General features: G+C 41.3%; 12 protein-coding genes. All 12 read left to right on the top strand.

The genetic code is table 11. The features are described from left to right. The first annotated feature begins 65 nt into the window (after nucleotides 1-65). The 12 genes from hutU to ACFRAK_RS24460 all read left to right on the top strand — a co-directional run bounded on the left by hutU (nucleotide 66) and on the right by ACFRAK_RS24460 (nucleotide 14,909). Nucleotides 66-1,742: a urocanate hydratase gene (gene hutU / locus ACFRAK_RS24405; RefSeq protein ID WP_342615593.1), complete on the top strand. Its 1,677-nt coding sequence runs from the start codon at nucleotides 66-68 to the stop codon at nucleotides 1,740-1,742. After that, nucleotides 1,739-3,037: an imidazolonepropionase gene (hutI, locus tag ACFRAK_RS24410; RefSeq protein ID WP_387595713.1), complete on the top strand. Its 1,299-nt coding sequence runs from the start codon at nucleotides 1,739-1,741 to the stop codon at nucleotides 3,035-3,037. Before hutU ends, hutI begins: the two co-directional genes overlap by 4 nt. A 438-nt stretch (nucleotides 3,038-3,475) precedes the next feature. Further along, nucleotides 3,476-4,798, top strand: a complete 1,323-nt coding sequence (locus tag ACFRAK_RS24415) for an MFS transporter (RefSeq protein ID WP_387707485.1) — start codon at nucleotides 3,476-3,478, stop codon at nucleotides 4,796-4,798. A gap of 436 nt (nucleotides 4,799-5,234) precedes the next feature. After that, on the top strand, nucleotides 5,235-5,387 hold the full coding sequence (locus ACFRAK_RS24420) for a hypothetical protein (protein WP_394572678.1): 153 nt from the start codon (nucleotides 5,235-5,237) through the stop codon (nucleotides 5,385-5,387). Between the two features lie 312 nt (nucleotides 5,388-5,699). Further along, complete coding sequence (locus ACFRAK_RS24425; RefSeq protein ID WP_394572679.1) at nucleotides 5,700-7,085, top strand: MFS transporter; 1,386 nt, start codon at nucleotides 5,700-5,702, stop codon at nucleotides 7,083-7,085. 85 nt (nucleotides 7,086-7,170) lie between these two features. Next, complete coding sequence (hutH, locus tag ACFRAK_RS24430; RefSeq protein WP_394572680.1) at nucleotides 7,171-8,730, top strand: histidine ammonia-lyase; 1,560 nt, start codon at nucleotides 7,171-7,173, stop codon at nucleotides 8,728-8,730. A 96-nt stretch (nucleotides 8,731-8,826) separates the two neighbouring features. Beyond that, nucleotides 8,827-9,957: an N-methyl-L-tryptophan oxidase gene (gene solA, locus ACFRAK_RS24435; RefSeq protein WP_394572681.1), complete on the top strand. Its 1,131-nt coding sequence runs from the start codon at nucleotides 8,827-8,829 to the stop codon at nucleotides 9,955-9,957. A gap of 298 nt (nucleotides 9,958-10,255) precedes the next feature. Continuing rightward, a complete protein-coding gene (gene pxpA / locus ACFRAK_RS24440; RefSeq protein ID WP_387595717.1) occupies nucleotides 10,256-11,014 on the top strand; it encodes a 5-oxoprolinase subunit PxpA in 759 nt (252 codons plus the stop codon). A gap of 120 nt (nucleotides 11,015-11,134) precedes the next feature. Further along, entirely contained in the window at nucleotides 11,135-12,274 is a 1,140-nt protein-coding gene (locus ACFRAK_RS24445) for an NRAMP family divalent metal transporter (RefSeq protein ID WP_387596064.1), read from the top strand. 72 nt (nucleotides 12,275-12,346) lie between these two features. Then, nucleotides 12,347-13,138, top strand: a complete 792-nt coding sequence (locus ACFRAK_RS24450; protein ID WP_387595720.1) for a putative hydro-lyase — start codon at nucleotides 12,347-12,349, stop codon at nucleotides 13,136-13,138. A gap of 23 nt (nucleotides 13,139-13,161) precedes the next feature. Beyond that, a complete protein-coding gene (gene pxpB, locus ACFRAK_RS24455; RefSeq protein WP_394572682.1) occupies nucleotides 13,162-13,917 on the top strand; it encodes a 5-oxoprolinase subunit PxpB in 756 nt (251 codons plus the stop codon). Then, nucleotides 13,914-14,909: a 5-oxoprolinase subunit C family protein gene (locus tag ACFRAK_RS24460; RefSeq protein ID WP_387595726.1), complete on the top strand. Its 996-nt coding sequence runs from the start codon at nucleotides 13,914-13,916 to the stop codon at nucleotides 14,907-14,909. The genes pxpB and ACFRAK_RS24460 overlap by 4 nt, the downstream gene beginning before the upstream one ends. Nucleotides 14,910-15,042 lie beyond the last annotated feature (133 nt).

Genomic DNA, 15,042 nt, shown 5'->3' on the forward strand with positions numbered 1-15,042 from the left:
ATAATAAATTAATCTGAATTTTCCTTATAGAATGAATATATAACAAAAACAAGGGGGAAATGAAAATGAACACGATTACAAACAAGGTTATCCGGTATACTGGAACAGAATTGCATACTAAAGGATGGCAACAAGAAGCAGTGCTTAGAATGCTCATGAATAATTTGGATCCTGAAGTTGCTGAACGTCCGGAAGATTTGGTGGTATACGGAGGGATTGGGAAAGCAGCTCGTAACTGGGAATGCTTTGATGCAATCGTCAAATCACTAAAAGAGCTTGAAGAAGATGAAACTTTACTTGTCCAATCAGGGAAACCGGTGGCCATTTTTAAAACGCATTCGGATGCACCACGTGTCCTGCTTGCAAATTCAAATATCGTCCCTGCATACGCGAACTGGGAAACATTCCATGAACTTGATAAAAAGGGATTGATGATGTATGGGCAGATGACAGCTGGCAGCTGGATATATATCGGATCTCAAGGGATCGTACAAGGTACATACGAGACCTTTGCCGAGCTTGCAAAACAACATTTCAATAACTCGTTAAAAGGCACCATTACACTAACGGCAGGTTTAGGAGGAATGGGAGGGGCACAGCCGCTGGCAGTAACGATGAACGGTGGTGTCTGTATCGGGATCGATGTAGATGAGACAAGAATTGACAGGAGGATTGAGACTCGTTATACCGACGTGAAAACGGATTCATTGGATGAAGCCATTCGTTTAGCCAATGAAGCTAAACTTGCAGGGAAAGCATTATCGATTGGTTTGATTGGGAATGCTTCAGATATTCTGCCGGAAATGATCGCAAGGAACTTCATCCCTGATGTCTTGACGGATCAGACTTCGGCCCATGATCCGCTAAATGGATATACTCCTTCAGGCCTGTCAATGGTGGAAGCGGCAGAGTTACGAAATTCGGATCCAGAAAAGTATATTGAACTCTCTAAAGCTTCAATGGCCAAACATGTAAGAGCGATGCTTGAAATGATGGAAAAAGGAGCCGTGACGTTTGATTATGGCAACAATATCCGTCAAGTTGCGAAGGATGAAGGGGTAGAGAATGCTTTTGACTTCCCGGGCTTCGTTCCAGCTTATATCCGTCCACAATTCTGTGAAGGTAAAGGTCCTTTCCGCTGGGTGGCTTTATCTGGGGATCCAGAAGATATTTATAAAACAGACCAAGCCATTTTACGCGAATTCGCTGATAATGAACATTTATGTAACTGGATCAGAATGGCTCAAGAAAAAATTCAGTTCCAAGGTCTGCCTTCCCGCATATGCTGGCTTGGTTATGGGGAGCGCGCCCGTTTTGGTAAAATCCTCAATGATATGGTTGCAAGCGGTGAATTGAAGGCCCCGATCGTGATTGGTCGTGACCATTTGGATTCTGGCTCTGTTGCTTCGCCGAATCGTGAAACGGAAGCCATGAAGGATGGTTCCGATGTAGTGGCTGACTGGCCGATCTTAAATGCAATGGTGAATGCAGTTGGCGGTGCAACCTGGGTTTCCGTACATCATGGCGGCGGCGTAGGAATGGGTTACTCCATGCATGCAGGCGTTGTAATTGTGGCAGATGGCACAAAAGAAGCAGCAGCCAGGATTGAGAGGGTGCTGACAACTGACCCTGGGATGGGTGTAGTGCGTCATGTTGACGCAGGATATGAACTGGCAGAGGAAACAGCACGTGAAAGAGGTATTAATATCCCGATGCTTGATAAAGGAATTGATAAAAAATGACAAAACCAATTTGGATAAAACATGCCGCTCAACTTGCAACCCTTACCTCCGATAGGAAAGGTCCTCGTTCTAAAGAGGCAATGTCAGAGCTTGGGTTGATTGCAGATGGAAGTATATGGATGGAATCTGGTTTAATCCAAGCGATCGGTACGACCAAAGAATTGGAAGAACTCTATGCAGATAGAATGCATGAAGCTGAAGTCTTTGATGCAACTGGCCATTTGGTGACACCTGGGCTAGTTGACCCACATACGCATGTTGTATATGGCGGGAGTCGGGAACGTGAATTTGAAATGCGTCTTGAAGGCGCAACATATATGGACATTATGAACGCAGGTGGGGGCATTCATGCCACCACCCGCATGACAAGGGAAGCAAGTGAAGAAGAATTGATGGAGCAAACCATGCGTCGACTTGATTCGTTTCTCGCTCATGGCGTGACTACAGTAGAAGGTAAAAGCGGTTACGGTATGAATTTGGAAACCGAATTGAAGCAGTTGCGGGTGATGAAGAAGTTACAGGAAGAGCACCCGATCGATCTAGTTCCGACTTTTATGGGAGCCCATGCGGTTCCAAAGGATTATAAAGGCCGCGAGGATGAATTTGTCGATCATCTGATTAATGATATGCTTCCAATCGTCTCTGAAGAAAAGCTTGCTGAATTCAATGATGTCTTTTGTGAAAAGGGGGTTTTTACCCCTGAACAATCAGAGCGGATTTTAAATGCGGGGAAAAAGTATGGCTTGATCCCTAAAATTCATGCTGATGAAATTGAGCCATACGGTGGAGCTGAATTAGCTGCGAAGATAGGAGCCATTTCAGCTGAGCATTTGTTAAAAGCTTCCGATGAGGGGATTACTGCTATGGCGAAGTCAGGCACCATTGCCTGCTTGCTTCCAGCCACCGCCTTGTATTTACGAGAAGAAGCGGCCCCTGGAAGGCGAATGGTTGATGAAGGTGTGGCTGTTGCCATTTCGACAGATTGCAATCCCGGATCTTCACCGACGACATCCATGCCGCTTGTCATGAATCTGGCATGCATTTCGATGCGGCTTACCCCTGCAGAAGCTCTGACGGCGGCGACATACAATGCTGCTTGTGCAATCAACAGGGAAGAAAGGGTCGGTTCCCTCGAAGTCGGAAAACAAGCTGATGTCGTTTTATGGAATGTTGAAAACTATCAGGAGTTGCAATATTTATTTGGGGTCAATCACGTTAAATCTGTATGGAAAAATGGTGTGCAAGTAGTGAATGATAAAGTGAAGACTGATTCCAAAAGCCTTACTGGTCTATAAAATTCACTAAAAGTAGAGAGGCTATACCCATCGACCCTTCATTAGGTTGACCGGATCTCTCATGAAACGCCCATTAATGAACTTCTATGTATCAGGAGCCTCTTTACATCCGCTGGAGTTTTGGCGGATGTAAAAAGGCTTTGATACGTACAATATGATCTAACAGTATTCCATGTTGCCAAAGCAAGAAATGTATCTGATATTTCAGTTGCACTGGTATACATGCTTCTATCCATGGTGGTATCCGCTTGTCATGTTTTTCTGTCTTGATCCGATCTTATCTATGGTGGGCGGAACAGTAAAGACCAGGGTATTCATGGCTGTAATTTATTACAGGCTGCAAAATGCAAACTAGATTTAGGGTCTTAAGATTACTGTTTTTTATGTTTAAAATCAGTCAGTATTGCTGCTCTCTAACAAACATCTAGGAGTGATTACATGTTGAGAAATAACTATCGTTATTTTATCATTTTTATGATTATTGTTATTACAATCATAAATTATATTGATAGAGGTGCACTTTCATATGCCCAAGCTGAAATAATCAAGGAGTTCAATTTAGATCCAGTAAGTTGGGGGGCAATCCTGGGGTATTTTGGATATGGATATATATTCGGTGCACTATTTGGTGGTGCTTTAGCAGATAAGAAAGGTCCTAAATTCATGTGGATCATTGCCGGAACTACATGGTCTTTTTTTGAAATTGGGACAATATTCGCAGGTCACATAGGTGCAGCATTATTTGGAGGCTCTGCCTTGGCAGGATTTGCGGTGTTTCGTGTTTTATTTGGATTAGCTGAAGGACCTACATTATCAACGATGAACCGAACGATGGCAAACTGGGTATCTCCTAAAGAAAAAGGGTTTGCTGTAGCTCTTGGATTAGTGGGAACGCCAATTGGAGCATTGATTACTGCACCCATCGTAGTAGGTCTTCTAACATTCACTAACTGGAAAGTAACATTTGTTATTCTCGGTATATTAGGTTTTATTTGGGTAGCAATTTGGAACAAAGTATTTACAAACTTACCTGAAGATCATCCAAGAGTCTCGAAAACCGAACTAGAAGAAATTCGAAGAGCAGATAATTTAATAAAAGGTGAGACGAAATTAGACGAACAAATAAATGTACCATGGTACCATTTTTTTAAAAACCCTACGTTAGTATTTAATGCAATTGGATATTTTGCCTTTTTATATGTAAATATTCTATTACTTACATGGACCCCCAAATATCTGCAAGATGAATTTAATTATTCACTTTCTTCTCTTTCATATATTGGTATGATTCCCTGGGTAGGAGCTATTATCACTGGGTTATTGGGTGGTAAAATCTCGGATATATTACGAAGGAAAACAGGGAATTTACGTATTGCCAGATCTTGGTTTACAGTAGTCTCCTTATTTTGTACAGCTGTATGTTTTATGTTGATTCCGACTGTCGAAAGTGCGGCGGCCGTACTTGCTTTAATGTGTATCGGAAATGCCTTTAACTATTTGCCTAATTCCATTTATTGGATCGTGGTTCTGGATACAGAACCGAATAAAGCTGGAACATTTGGCGGGGTAACTCATTTCATTGCGAATCTGGCTACCATAATTGCCCCTACCTTGACTGGAAGTCTTGTCGCCATATATGGATATAATGCCATGTTTATTGCAGCATCAATAGCCGTCACGATCGGCATGTTAGCCATGGTATTCGTGAAGCCTGGCAAACGAGGCAATTCATCGGAAACCACCACTAATATGGTTAGCTAATATAAGGCATAAATGGATGTATATTGATTACGGATTATGTTTTTCACTTTCAGAAGAAGTTTACAAGAGGAGCATCCGATTGATCTAGTTCCTACTTATTAAGAGAGCCCGTGCGGTTCCAAAGGATATAATAAAGGCCGTGAGCATGAATTTGTCGAGTAAAAACCCTCTTTAACGCCATTTGTGAAGAGTGATTACTAAAGCCTGAATGGCCTTTAAAAATCACTAAAAAAGGTATGGCCTTGATCTTCCATTTCAGCAGATGAATTGGGCTTTTAGAAGTAGTATTTATCCACATGTAATGGTGTTGAATAGTAGGATGGTGATTTATCATCCTACCCATTGGCAGCGTTCAACACTTTACTGCTTTACAGTGAAATTAAATGAAAGTGTTTCAGGAAATCGGGAAATTAATCTTCCATGTGGAGGGAATTTTATGTGGGTAATCACTATCCAATCGAAAAATGGCATAAAAATGTTTGAGTTTACCACAGAAAAGGAAGCTAGGGAAAAATTTGAGGTAATAGAAGGCTGTAAAATCCTTAGTGAAGTCATTTATTTCAATGATAAACAATTGATCGAATCCTAAAACTATATTTTCAAAATGAAATAGAAATTAAAAGGTATAATGGGTTGATATAAATCATAAAAAGAATACTATTTCATAATACTCTATGTTGAATTTTAGTACGAGTCTTAACCATAAAATGAAAACTACCTGTAAGTGCTAGATGTTTAACAAACATGCAGGTGTACATTCCATGTTAGGAAGGTCAGTAAAATGTCATTATTTAGTGTGAACTGAAATCCATTCATTTCATTTCAAGTTTAATACCGGAGTATTACAGTATAGATTTTTTTGATCCATAAATCTGATAAATCAAAAAATGGAGGGGATTCTTTGAACGAACAAAAATACACGATAGACGATGCTCCATTTAAAAAGTTTCATTTTCGAATTGCTGGACTTACCTTCGGATCAAGCTTCTGTGATGGCTATTCCCTTGGGATTATCGCGATGGCCCTGACAGTATTCGGGCCTCAAATGAATATGAATGCGATGTGGACAGGGCTGATCGGCAGTTCTGCTTTAATCGGTCTGTTTGCTGGATCTTTAATTCTTGGAAGACTTTCCGATCGTGTAGGCAGACAGAAAATCTTTCTCGTAAACTTTTTACTTATTACTGTAGCTACTATTTTACAATTTTTTGTCAGCAGTCCAGAAGAGCTGTTTATTTTACGGTTGCTAATCGGTTTTGGACTTGGAGGGGATTACGCTGTCGGTACTACTTTACTCGCCGAGTTTTCGCCAAAAAAGTACCGCTCCTCGCTCCTCGCGTCCATAAACGTAGTATGGACGATTGGATATGTAGCATCGAACTTTGTTGGTCATTACCTGGGGCAGGGTGGTTCAGACTCATGGCGTTGGATGCTTGTCAGCGCTGCCATTCCAGCTATTGTGGTTTTAATCTTAAGAATAGGAACGCCTGAATCACCAAGATGGCTTGTTAGCATGGGGCGTGTCGAAGAAGCTCGCCAAATTGTAAAAAAACACCTTGGACCGAACGTTGAAATGGGAGAAATGACGACTGGCACTGAAAACCAAAAGACTTTAGGGTTTCGTGGACTTTTCAGTAAAAAGCTTCGTAAGCGTATGGCTTTTGGCGGAATATTCAAATTAACTCTTGTTATTCCGTACTTTGCCATTTACACTTTCCTGCCGTCCATACTAAGTACAATGGGTTTTGAACAAAACTTTTTTGCCGATACGATGCTGAACTTATTCTTGCTTGTTGGGGCAATTGTTGGTCTTTGGTTGCTTGCAAAATTTTCTCGTAGAGGGTTCACAATCGGGGCATTTACAATCCTTACAGTTTCATTGTTTTCACTCAGCTTATTACACAATAGTTCTCAATTCTTAATGCTGATAGCCTTTTTGATCTTTACTTTTTTCATGTCAGCAGCATCGAACCTTACATTAGTATACCCAGCAGAGCTTTTTCCAACTGAGATTCGTGGATCGGGAATAGGCATGGTTACGGCAATTAGTCGAATTGGTTCTGCGATTGGAACATTCCTGCTGCCTGTTTCTTTAAGTTCATTTGGATTAAGTGCATCAATGGCAGGAATGGCAGCCATTCTGCTGGTCGGCTTGATCGTATCGATCGCTTGGGCACCTGAGACAAAATCGCTTTCACTTAATGATGCCAGTAATCCTTTACTTGAAGCGGGGCACCCTCCGATGGAAACCGATATTCCCTTTACTAAAAATGAAAAAATAACATAAGATTAATTTTCAAGCAAATAAATGAGAAGGACCAAAACTTTTTTCTCCTTCTTGATGAGTCATATGAGAGGAGAGATGTGTAAGGATGAAAACTACTAATTGTTCACATCCTATGGATATTAAAGAGGTGGCACTAGGGGATGGTGCGATTTCGATCCAAGAGGTAATTGCGGTTGCAAGATATGGTGCAAAAGTTACTTTCACTGAGTCATATTGTGAAAGAGTAAATACATCACGAAGCTTAATAGAAAAGTTTTTGGATGATAATAGATTGATTTACGGTGTAACGACTGGTTTTGGCAGTAATATGACAGAAGTGATTTCCCCACAGGACGCAGAAACCCTTCAACGTAATATTGTTCGTTCACATGCTGTTTCAGTAGGGGAAACTCTTGAAAAAGAAGTCGTAAGAGCCATTCAATTGATGATCCTTGTGAATTTAGGCCAGGGCTATTCAGGAGTCCGTTTACAAGTTTTAAATCTGATCGCTTCACTGTTGAATCACGATATACTTCCCTATGTTCCAGGTGAAGGGTCTGTGGGGTATCTGTCTCCTGAAGCACACATGTCCTTATTGGTGATCGGAGAGGGGCGGGCGTGGTACAATGATGAGCTTCTCCCGGGAAAGGATGCGTTAGCGCAAGCTGGATTGAAGCCAGTTACGCTTGGGTGTAAAGAAGGACTGGCTCTTATAAGCGGAACTCCTTCCGTCACTGCGATGGCCGTTCTGGCTTTACACAATAGCATGCAAGCAGCGAAAACCGCGGACATTACGGGAGCTATGTCCTTAGAAGTGCTAAAAGGTACAATAAAAGCATTTGATCCCCGTCCCCATGCATTGAAAAAACATGAGGAACAGGCAATGACAGCTAGAAATGTAACAAGGATTCTTGAAGGTAGCCAAATCATTGATACATACCAGGATCATAGATTACAAGATGCACTAAGCTTACGATGCATCCCACAAGTCCATGGAGCGATAAAAAGAGTATTGAAAGACGCTGCTGTTTCGATTGAGAATGAAATGAATTCCGTAAGTGACAATCCTCTGATTTTTCCGGAAGAGGAAGATGGAATTGCACTAATGGCTGGAAATTTTGATGGTTCATTTGTTGGGATATATGCGGATGCGATTTCCATAGCGCTAGCAAACTTAGCAAAAATAACAGAACGCAGAATAGATCGGCTTGTAAACCATCACCTTAGTGAATTACCTAATTTCTTAGTGGTTAATCCAGGATTGAATAGTGGCTACATGATTCCACAATATACTGCTGCCGGGCTACTGAATGAAATCAGGGTGTTATCGCATCCAGCCACTATAGATAATATCCCTACATGCGCAAATCAAGAAGACGTGATAAGTTTTGCCTATTTCGCTTCGAAGAAAGCCTATCGGATTTCGAAGAAACTTGAATATATTTTAGCCATTGAACTGATGACGGCAACGCAAGCAATGGATTTTCATCAGCCATTGAAACCGTCACCGGTCACGGAGGGGGTATATCATTTAGTTCGGAGCGAAGTCCCGATGGTTGAAGAAGACCGCTTATTCCATCCTGACATTGAAGCGGTTTATCGGCAAATTCATGAAGGAGAAATAGTGAAGCTCGTTGAAATGAAAATCGGGGAAATAGAGTTCTAAAAAACCATGTGGAAGCTGTTTTACTTTATTTTATAAGGTAAAGTGGCTTCCTTTTTTAAAAAAGAAGGTTCATATTTAAAAGAGGAGGGATGCAAGATGCACTATGATGTAATTGTATTTGGAGCTGGATCTATGGGAATGTCTTCAGGATATTACCTTTCAAAAAAAGGACAAAAAGTATTATTATTGGATTCCTTTGCTCCTCCTCATAATAAGGGCAGCCATCACGGGGAAACAAGAATTATTAGACATGCTTATGGTGAAGGAAGGGAGTATGTTTCGTTGGCACTTAAAGCCCAAAAGCTATGGGGTGAATTGGAAAGAAATTCGGGGGAACAATTATTTTTTCCAACGGGGGTCCTGAATGCTGGAAGCGAAAATTCCACTTTCATTAAACAAGTGAAAGCGGGGGCAATGGAATATGGTTTACCTATGGAAATATTGGATTCACATGAAATTCATGATAGATGGCCTGGTATAACACTGCCAGAAGATTACATTGGGTGCTATGAATCGACTTCTGGCGTGTTGAAAAGTGAAGAGTGCATAAGTGCGTATCAACAACTTGCGAAATCTAATGGTGCCGACATCATTGTAAACAGTGAAGTAAGGAAGATAGTTGTTCATGGTGAGGGGGTCACGGTTAAAACGGATGAACAGACATTCCACTCAGAATCTTTAGTGGTTGCAGTTGGGGCATGGGCGCCGAAAATACTGGGGATGTTAAATTTAGACCTGCCGCTAGAACCCATTAGAAAAACATTTGCTTGGTTTCATGCAAATGAAAAATTATATAATCATAATGATTTTCCGGCTTTTTCTTTTGATACTTCAGTTGGTACATACTATGGCTTTCCTAGTATAAATGGTTCTGGATTGAAGATAGGGAGACATGATGGAGGAAACCGTATAAATCCTGATGGCTGTATTGAAGGGTTTGGTGAATTGGATGATGATGTGGGTGATTTGTTGAAGTTTTTACGGAAATATATGCCTGCTGATCAAAAAATGAAATATGGGAAAACTTGCATCTACACCATGACCCCTGATGAGCATTTTATAGTGGATAAACATCCTTATTATCCACACATTGCTATAGCAGCAGGTTTCTCTGGACACGGTTTTAAATTCAGCAGTGTCATGGGTGAAATTTTGAGTGACTTGATTATCTCCGGTACTAGCAAGGAAGATATTTCATTGTTTTCTATTAATCGATTCAATAATTAAATGTCATAATATGCTTCACACCTTAATCCTCTAATCATGGCCGTTGCTTTCTTCCAAAGGAAACAACGGCTTTTTTTATTGTAATATTTATGAAGAGCTCTTCTTGAATCCAAATTTAATGTTAGGTTATCTAACAAAGTATTGTCGAAATAATTAGAATATGATAGAATGAGAATATTCCGAAATGCGAAACTAGAATTCCGAATTTCGGAACTTGTAGTATTGAGTGAATGAATGAGTACCTACATATTCATATGGATTATTTACTGAAATTTTTGTTAATAAAGGAGAAGGTCGTATGAACACGGTTGATTTGAATTGTGATTTAGGAGAAAGTTTTGGCGCTTACCGTATTGGTAATGATCAAGAGATTTTGGATTATGTAACATCTGTCAATGTAGCTTGTGGATTCCACGCTGGTGATCCGACCGTCATGAGAAAAACGGTTCAGCTTGCTTTGGGGAAAAATGTGAAAATTGGAGCCCACCCAGGTTTACAGGATTTAATAGGATTTGGAAGGCGCAATATGAATATTTCACCACAGGAAGCTTATGATATTGTCGTCTATCAAATTGGTGCATTAAATGGTTTTCTGCAATCCGAAGGCGGAAGTATGCAGCATGTGAAACCGCATGGGGCTTTGTACAATATGGCCGCAAAGAATAAAGAGTTATCAATGGCCATTGCCGAAGCGGTGTATAAAGTGAATCCCGAGCTTATCTTATTTGGTTTGTCAGGCAGTGAATTAATACGTGCCGGACAGGCTATCGGATTGCAAACCGGGAGTGAAGTATTTGCCGATCGTACCTATCAGCATGATGGTTCATTGACTTCCCGATTGGAAAAGGACGCATTGATCGAAAACGATGATGATGCCGTTGCGCAAGTCATTCGCATGGTGAAGGAGGGAAAGGTTCTGTCTCAACAAGGCTCGGATGTGGCTTTAAAAGCAGATACCATTTGTATTCATGGGGACGGGGCACATGCTTTATCCTTTGCTCGGCATGTTAAAGAATCTTTACAATTATCTGAAATAACAGTCAAGTCCTTTTCTTGAAAAACCAAAACCATCAGGAGGTAGTTTCCATTGGAGCCAATTAAAAATACAACAGCACAGGATAAGAATCCAAATAAGCCAAAAATAAACCGCACTTTATTGTTAGGTGCAGCATTCCTAATGGCAACGTCGGCAATAGGACCCGGTTTTTTAATGCAAACAACCGTTTATACCCAAAGTCTTGCGGCAAGTTTCGGATTCGTCATTCTGATTTCGGTCATTCTTGATATATTTGCCCAAACAAATGTATGGCGCATTATTGCTGTATCCGAAAAACGGGGGCAAGAAATTGCAAACATGGTCCTTCCAGGGTTGGGCTATGTACTGGCAGCACTGATCGTTATGGGCGGGCTGGCATTTAATATTGGAAATATTGCAGGAGCAGGATTAGGTCTAAATGCGATGACGGGAATATCCCCCACGACCGGGGCGGCAATAAGTGCAGTCATCGCCGTACTGATTTTTGTAGTGAAAGAAGCAGGAAAAGCGATGGACCGTTTTACGCAAATTGCCGGATTTTTCATGATTTGTTTGATGATTTACGTTGCTTGGACAACCTCTCCTCCAGTCGGGGAAGCGGTAGTGAGGACTTTTGCACCTGATAAAATCGATATTATAGCAATTGTAACGTTAGTAGGTGGTTCTGTAGGTGGCTATATTACCTTTGCAGGGGGACACCGTCTCTTGGATGCAGGCGTGAAGGGCGTTGACTCATTACCACAGGTCACGAAGAGCTCGGTAATGGGGATACTCATAACGACGGTCATGCGTGTTGCCTTATTTCTAGCCGTATTGGGTGTTGTATCGAAAGGTTTACAAATTGATTCGGATAACCCTGCAGCATCCGTTTTTCAACTTGCAGCTGGTAATGTAGGATATAAAATGTTTGGTATTGTTATGTGGGCTGCAGCAATCACGTCAGTTGTTGGAGCGGCATATACATCCGTTTCATTTATCAGAACATTCAGCGAAAAAATTAATAAGAAGGCGAACTGGATAATCATTGGTTTTATTATCGTTTCGACTATTTGCTTTCTATTAATTGGTCAACCGGTTAAAGTGCTGCTAGTAGTCGGGGCCATCAATGGACTCATTTTACCAATTGCTCTTGGAACATTGCTAATTGCTGCATATAAGAAAAACATCGTGGGTGATTATAAGCATCCTTTATGGCTAACGATTTCCGGTGTGTTCGTGGTAGTCATCATGGCGTTAATGGGCGTATATACATTAATGAAACAACTGCCCGCACTTTTTTAATGATTAATGAACGAATATCCATTAAATATAGGTTGAAGTGGTTTGCCAGTTCAAAATAGGAGATGAATACTAATGATCGATCTTTCCCAAGCTACCCCGGCTAAGTTGCGTTCCATGATTCGAAACAATGAATTGATTAAACCGACTGCCGGCATGGCTAACGGTTATGCACAAGCGAACTTAGCCATCTTAAAAAAAGAGCATGCTTTTGATTTTTTATTATTCTGTCAGCGCAATCCTAAATCCTGTCCATTGCTGGACGTTACGGAAATTGGTTCACCCATTCCCGCATTTGCAGCAAAGTCTGGGGATATACGCACCGATATACCTAAATATAGGGTATATAAATATGGGGAATTAGTGGAAGAAGTAACGGATATCTCAAACTACTGGGAAGACGATATGGTTGGATTTTTGATCGGGTGCAGCTTTACATTCGAACACGCCCTTTTGAATAATGATATATCGATACGCCATATTGAAGAGGGATGCAATGTACCTATGTATAAAACAAATATTCCATGCATTGAAGCAGGGATCTTTCATGGGAAAATGGTAGCTAGCATGAGGCCGATTCCACAAAAGGATGTTGTGAGGGCAACTCAAGTGACATCGCGGTTTCCAGCAGTACATGGGGCTCCAATCCATATTGGTGACCCTGAAGCGATCGGTGTTTCCAGTATTCAGCATCCCGATTTTGGAGATCCGGTCACGATTCGTGATGGGGAAGTCCCTGTGTTTTGGGCATGTGGTGTAACGCCGCAATCCATTGCTATGGAGACCAAACCGGAGATCATGATTACGCATGCACCTGGACATATGTTCATAACGGACATTCGTGATGAAAAATTAGGAGTTTTATAACTGACAGAAAGAGATGAGTCCCTATGCCGGAAAAGCTATTGAATATAACTGCATGTACACTTTCTCCTTTGGGCGATTCCGCGATCGTGATTACATTCGGGATTGGAATGGAATACAGCATACATGAAAAAATAAAATTGTTAATGGATTTACTTGAAGATGAGCCTTTTGCAGGATTTATAGAATGTGTGCCGGCTTTTACCAATTTGACGGTGTTTTATGACCCACTTGTTGTTTATAAGAATCAAAAACAAAGCAATGATACGGAAATATTTCCTTATGAAGTGGTCCGTTCCATCCTGGAAAGGAAATTAAAGAGTTTAAAAGAAACTAAGAAACTCTCACATCGAACAGTTTCCATTCCCGTGTGCTATGGGAAGGAATATGGACCGGATTTGGAATATGTTGCCCGTTATAATGATTTGACTACTGATGAAGTCATTCACATTCATTCAACCGGGGAGTATTTGGCCTATATGATCGGGTTCGCACCTGGTTTCCCGTTTCTTGGCGGAATGTCGGAAGAAATCGCGACACCTAGGCGTTCCTCTCCCCGAATGGCCATTCCGGCAGGGGCAGTAGGAATCGCCGGTATGCAAACGGGCGTATATCCTATATCAACACCTGGTGGATGGCAATTAATCGGGCAGACGCCATCCAAACTATTTTTACCAAATGTAAATCCTCCAAGTCTATTACGAGCAGGAGACATGGTGAAGTTCCATCCGATTTCGGATCAAGAATATAAAGAAATGATCCTTAAGGAGGGATTACAGTGAGCCTGCGTATAATCAAACCGGGATTATTGACTAGTATACAGGATCTTGGAAGAAAAGGATTTCAGCAACATGGGGTGATTGTAAGCGGGGCAATGGATGGACATTCTTTACGAATTGCCAATATGTTGGTTGGCAATGAAGAAGGAGAAGCGGCATTGGAAATTACTTTAATGGGTCCGACCATTAAAATCGAGAAAAATTGCCTGATTTCGATAACGGGTGGAAATTTATCACCTACTATCGATAATCACTCTGTACCGATGTGGAAGCCCATTCTGGTGAAAAAAGGATCGATTCTTCGCTTTCAAGGGTGTAAATCAGGTTGCAGGGCGCACTTATCAGTGTCGGGTGGCTTCGCCATTCCTGAAGTTATGGGGAGTAAAAGCACCTATCTAAGGGCTGGGATTGGCGGCTATATGGGGAGGGCACTAAAGGCTGACGATGTCTTGGAGTTTAATGAACCTTCGAAAATTATTCGTGATCGGGCATTCAAAGGTTCATTTTCCTTCCCAATGTGGTTTGTCAATGAGAAGGAGTTCATGCCAGGAGGAAAACCTCTCATCCGTTTCATCGATGGAAGCCAATATGAAAGTTTCACAGATTCAAGTAAAGATAGTTTTGTAGCGGGGGCATTTAAGGTTTCCAATCAATCCGACCGCATGGGATATAGATTATCAGGACCGACACTGGAATTAAAGGATAATGGGGAATTATTATCTGAAGCGGTCACAAATGGGTCCGTTCAGGTTCCTCCTGATGGAAACCCGATCATTCTCCTTGCGGATAGCCAAACAACGGGTGGATATCCTAAGATAGCACAGGTGATCACGGCAGATTTACCAATTATCGCGCAGGTCAAACCAGGTGAAACCATTCAGTTCTCACGGGTGAACTTAAAGGAGGCTGAAAAGCTTTTGCTGCAAAAAGAACGGCAGTTGAAGGAATTGCAGGTTTCGATTTCCTTAGCCCTGAACAAGTGGCTGGATATATAATTCCGGTTGAAAATGATGAGAAAGTACTCTTTAAGAGGCTTTCTTTTTTTGTTCCCGCTTAAATATATATTTTACTGAAGGTATTACATCCTTTCCTCCATGTTTTATAATAGAATGATAGTCAAGGAAAACA

Source organism: Peribacillus sp. NPDC056705, from assembly GCF_043656335.1.

Excerpts from the sequence above, each read along its gene's own strand:
- hutH (WP_394572680.1), top strand. The coding sequence starts at position 7,171 with ATGAAAACTACTAATTGTTCACATCCTATGGATATTAAAGAGGTGGCA.
- pxpB (WP_394572682.1), top strand. The coding sequence starts at position 13,162 with ATGCCGGAAAAGCTATTGAATATAACTGCATGTACACTTTCTCCTTTG.
- hutI (WP_387595713.1), top strand. The coding sequence starts at position 1,739 with ATGACAAAACCAATTTGGATAAAACATGCCGCTCAACTTGCAACCCTT.
- solA (WP_394572681.1), top strand. The coding sequence starts at position 8,827 with ATGCACTATGATGTAATTGTATTTGGAGCTGGATCTATGGGAATGTCT.
- ACFRAK_RS24415 (WP_387707485.1), top strand. The coding sequence starts at position 3,476 with ATGTTGAGAAATAACTATCGTTATTTTATCATTTTTATGATTATTGTT.
- pxpA (WP_387595717.1), top strand. The coding sequence starts at position 10,256 with ATGAACACGGTTGATTTGAATTGTGATTTAGGAGAAAGTTTTGGCGCT.
- ACFRAK_RS24445 (WP_387596064.1), top strand. The coding sequence starts at position 11,135 with ATGGCAACGTCGGCAATAGGACCCGGTTTTTTAATGCAAACAACCGTT.
- hutU (WP_342615593.1), top strand. The coding sequence starts at position 66 with ATGAACACGATTACAAACAAGGTTATCCGGTATACTGGAACAGAATTG.
- ACFRAK_RS24450 (WP_387595720.1), top strand. The coding sequence starts at position 12,347 with ATGATCGATCTTTCCCAAGCTACCCCGGCTAAGTTGCGTTCCATGATT.
- ACFRAK_RS24420 (WP_394572678.1), top strand. The coding sequence starts at position 5,235 with ATGTGGGTAATCACTATCCAATCGAAAAATGGCATAAAAATGTTTGAG.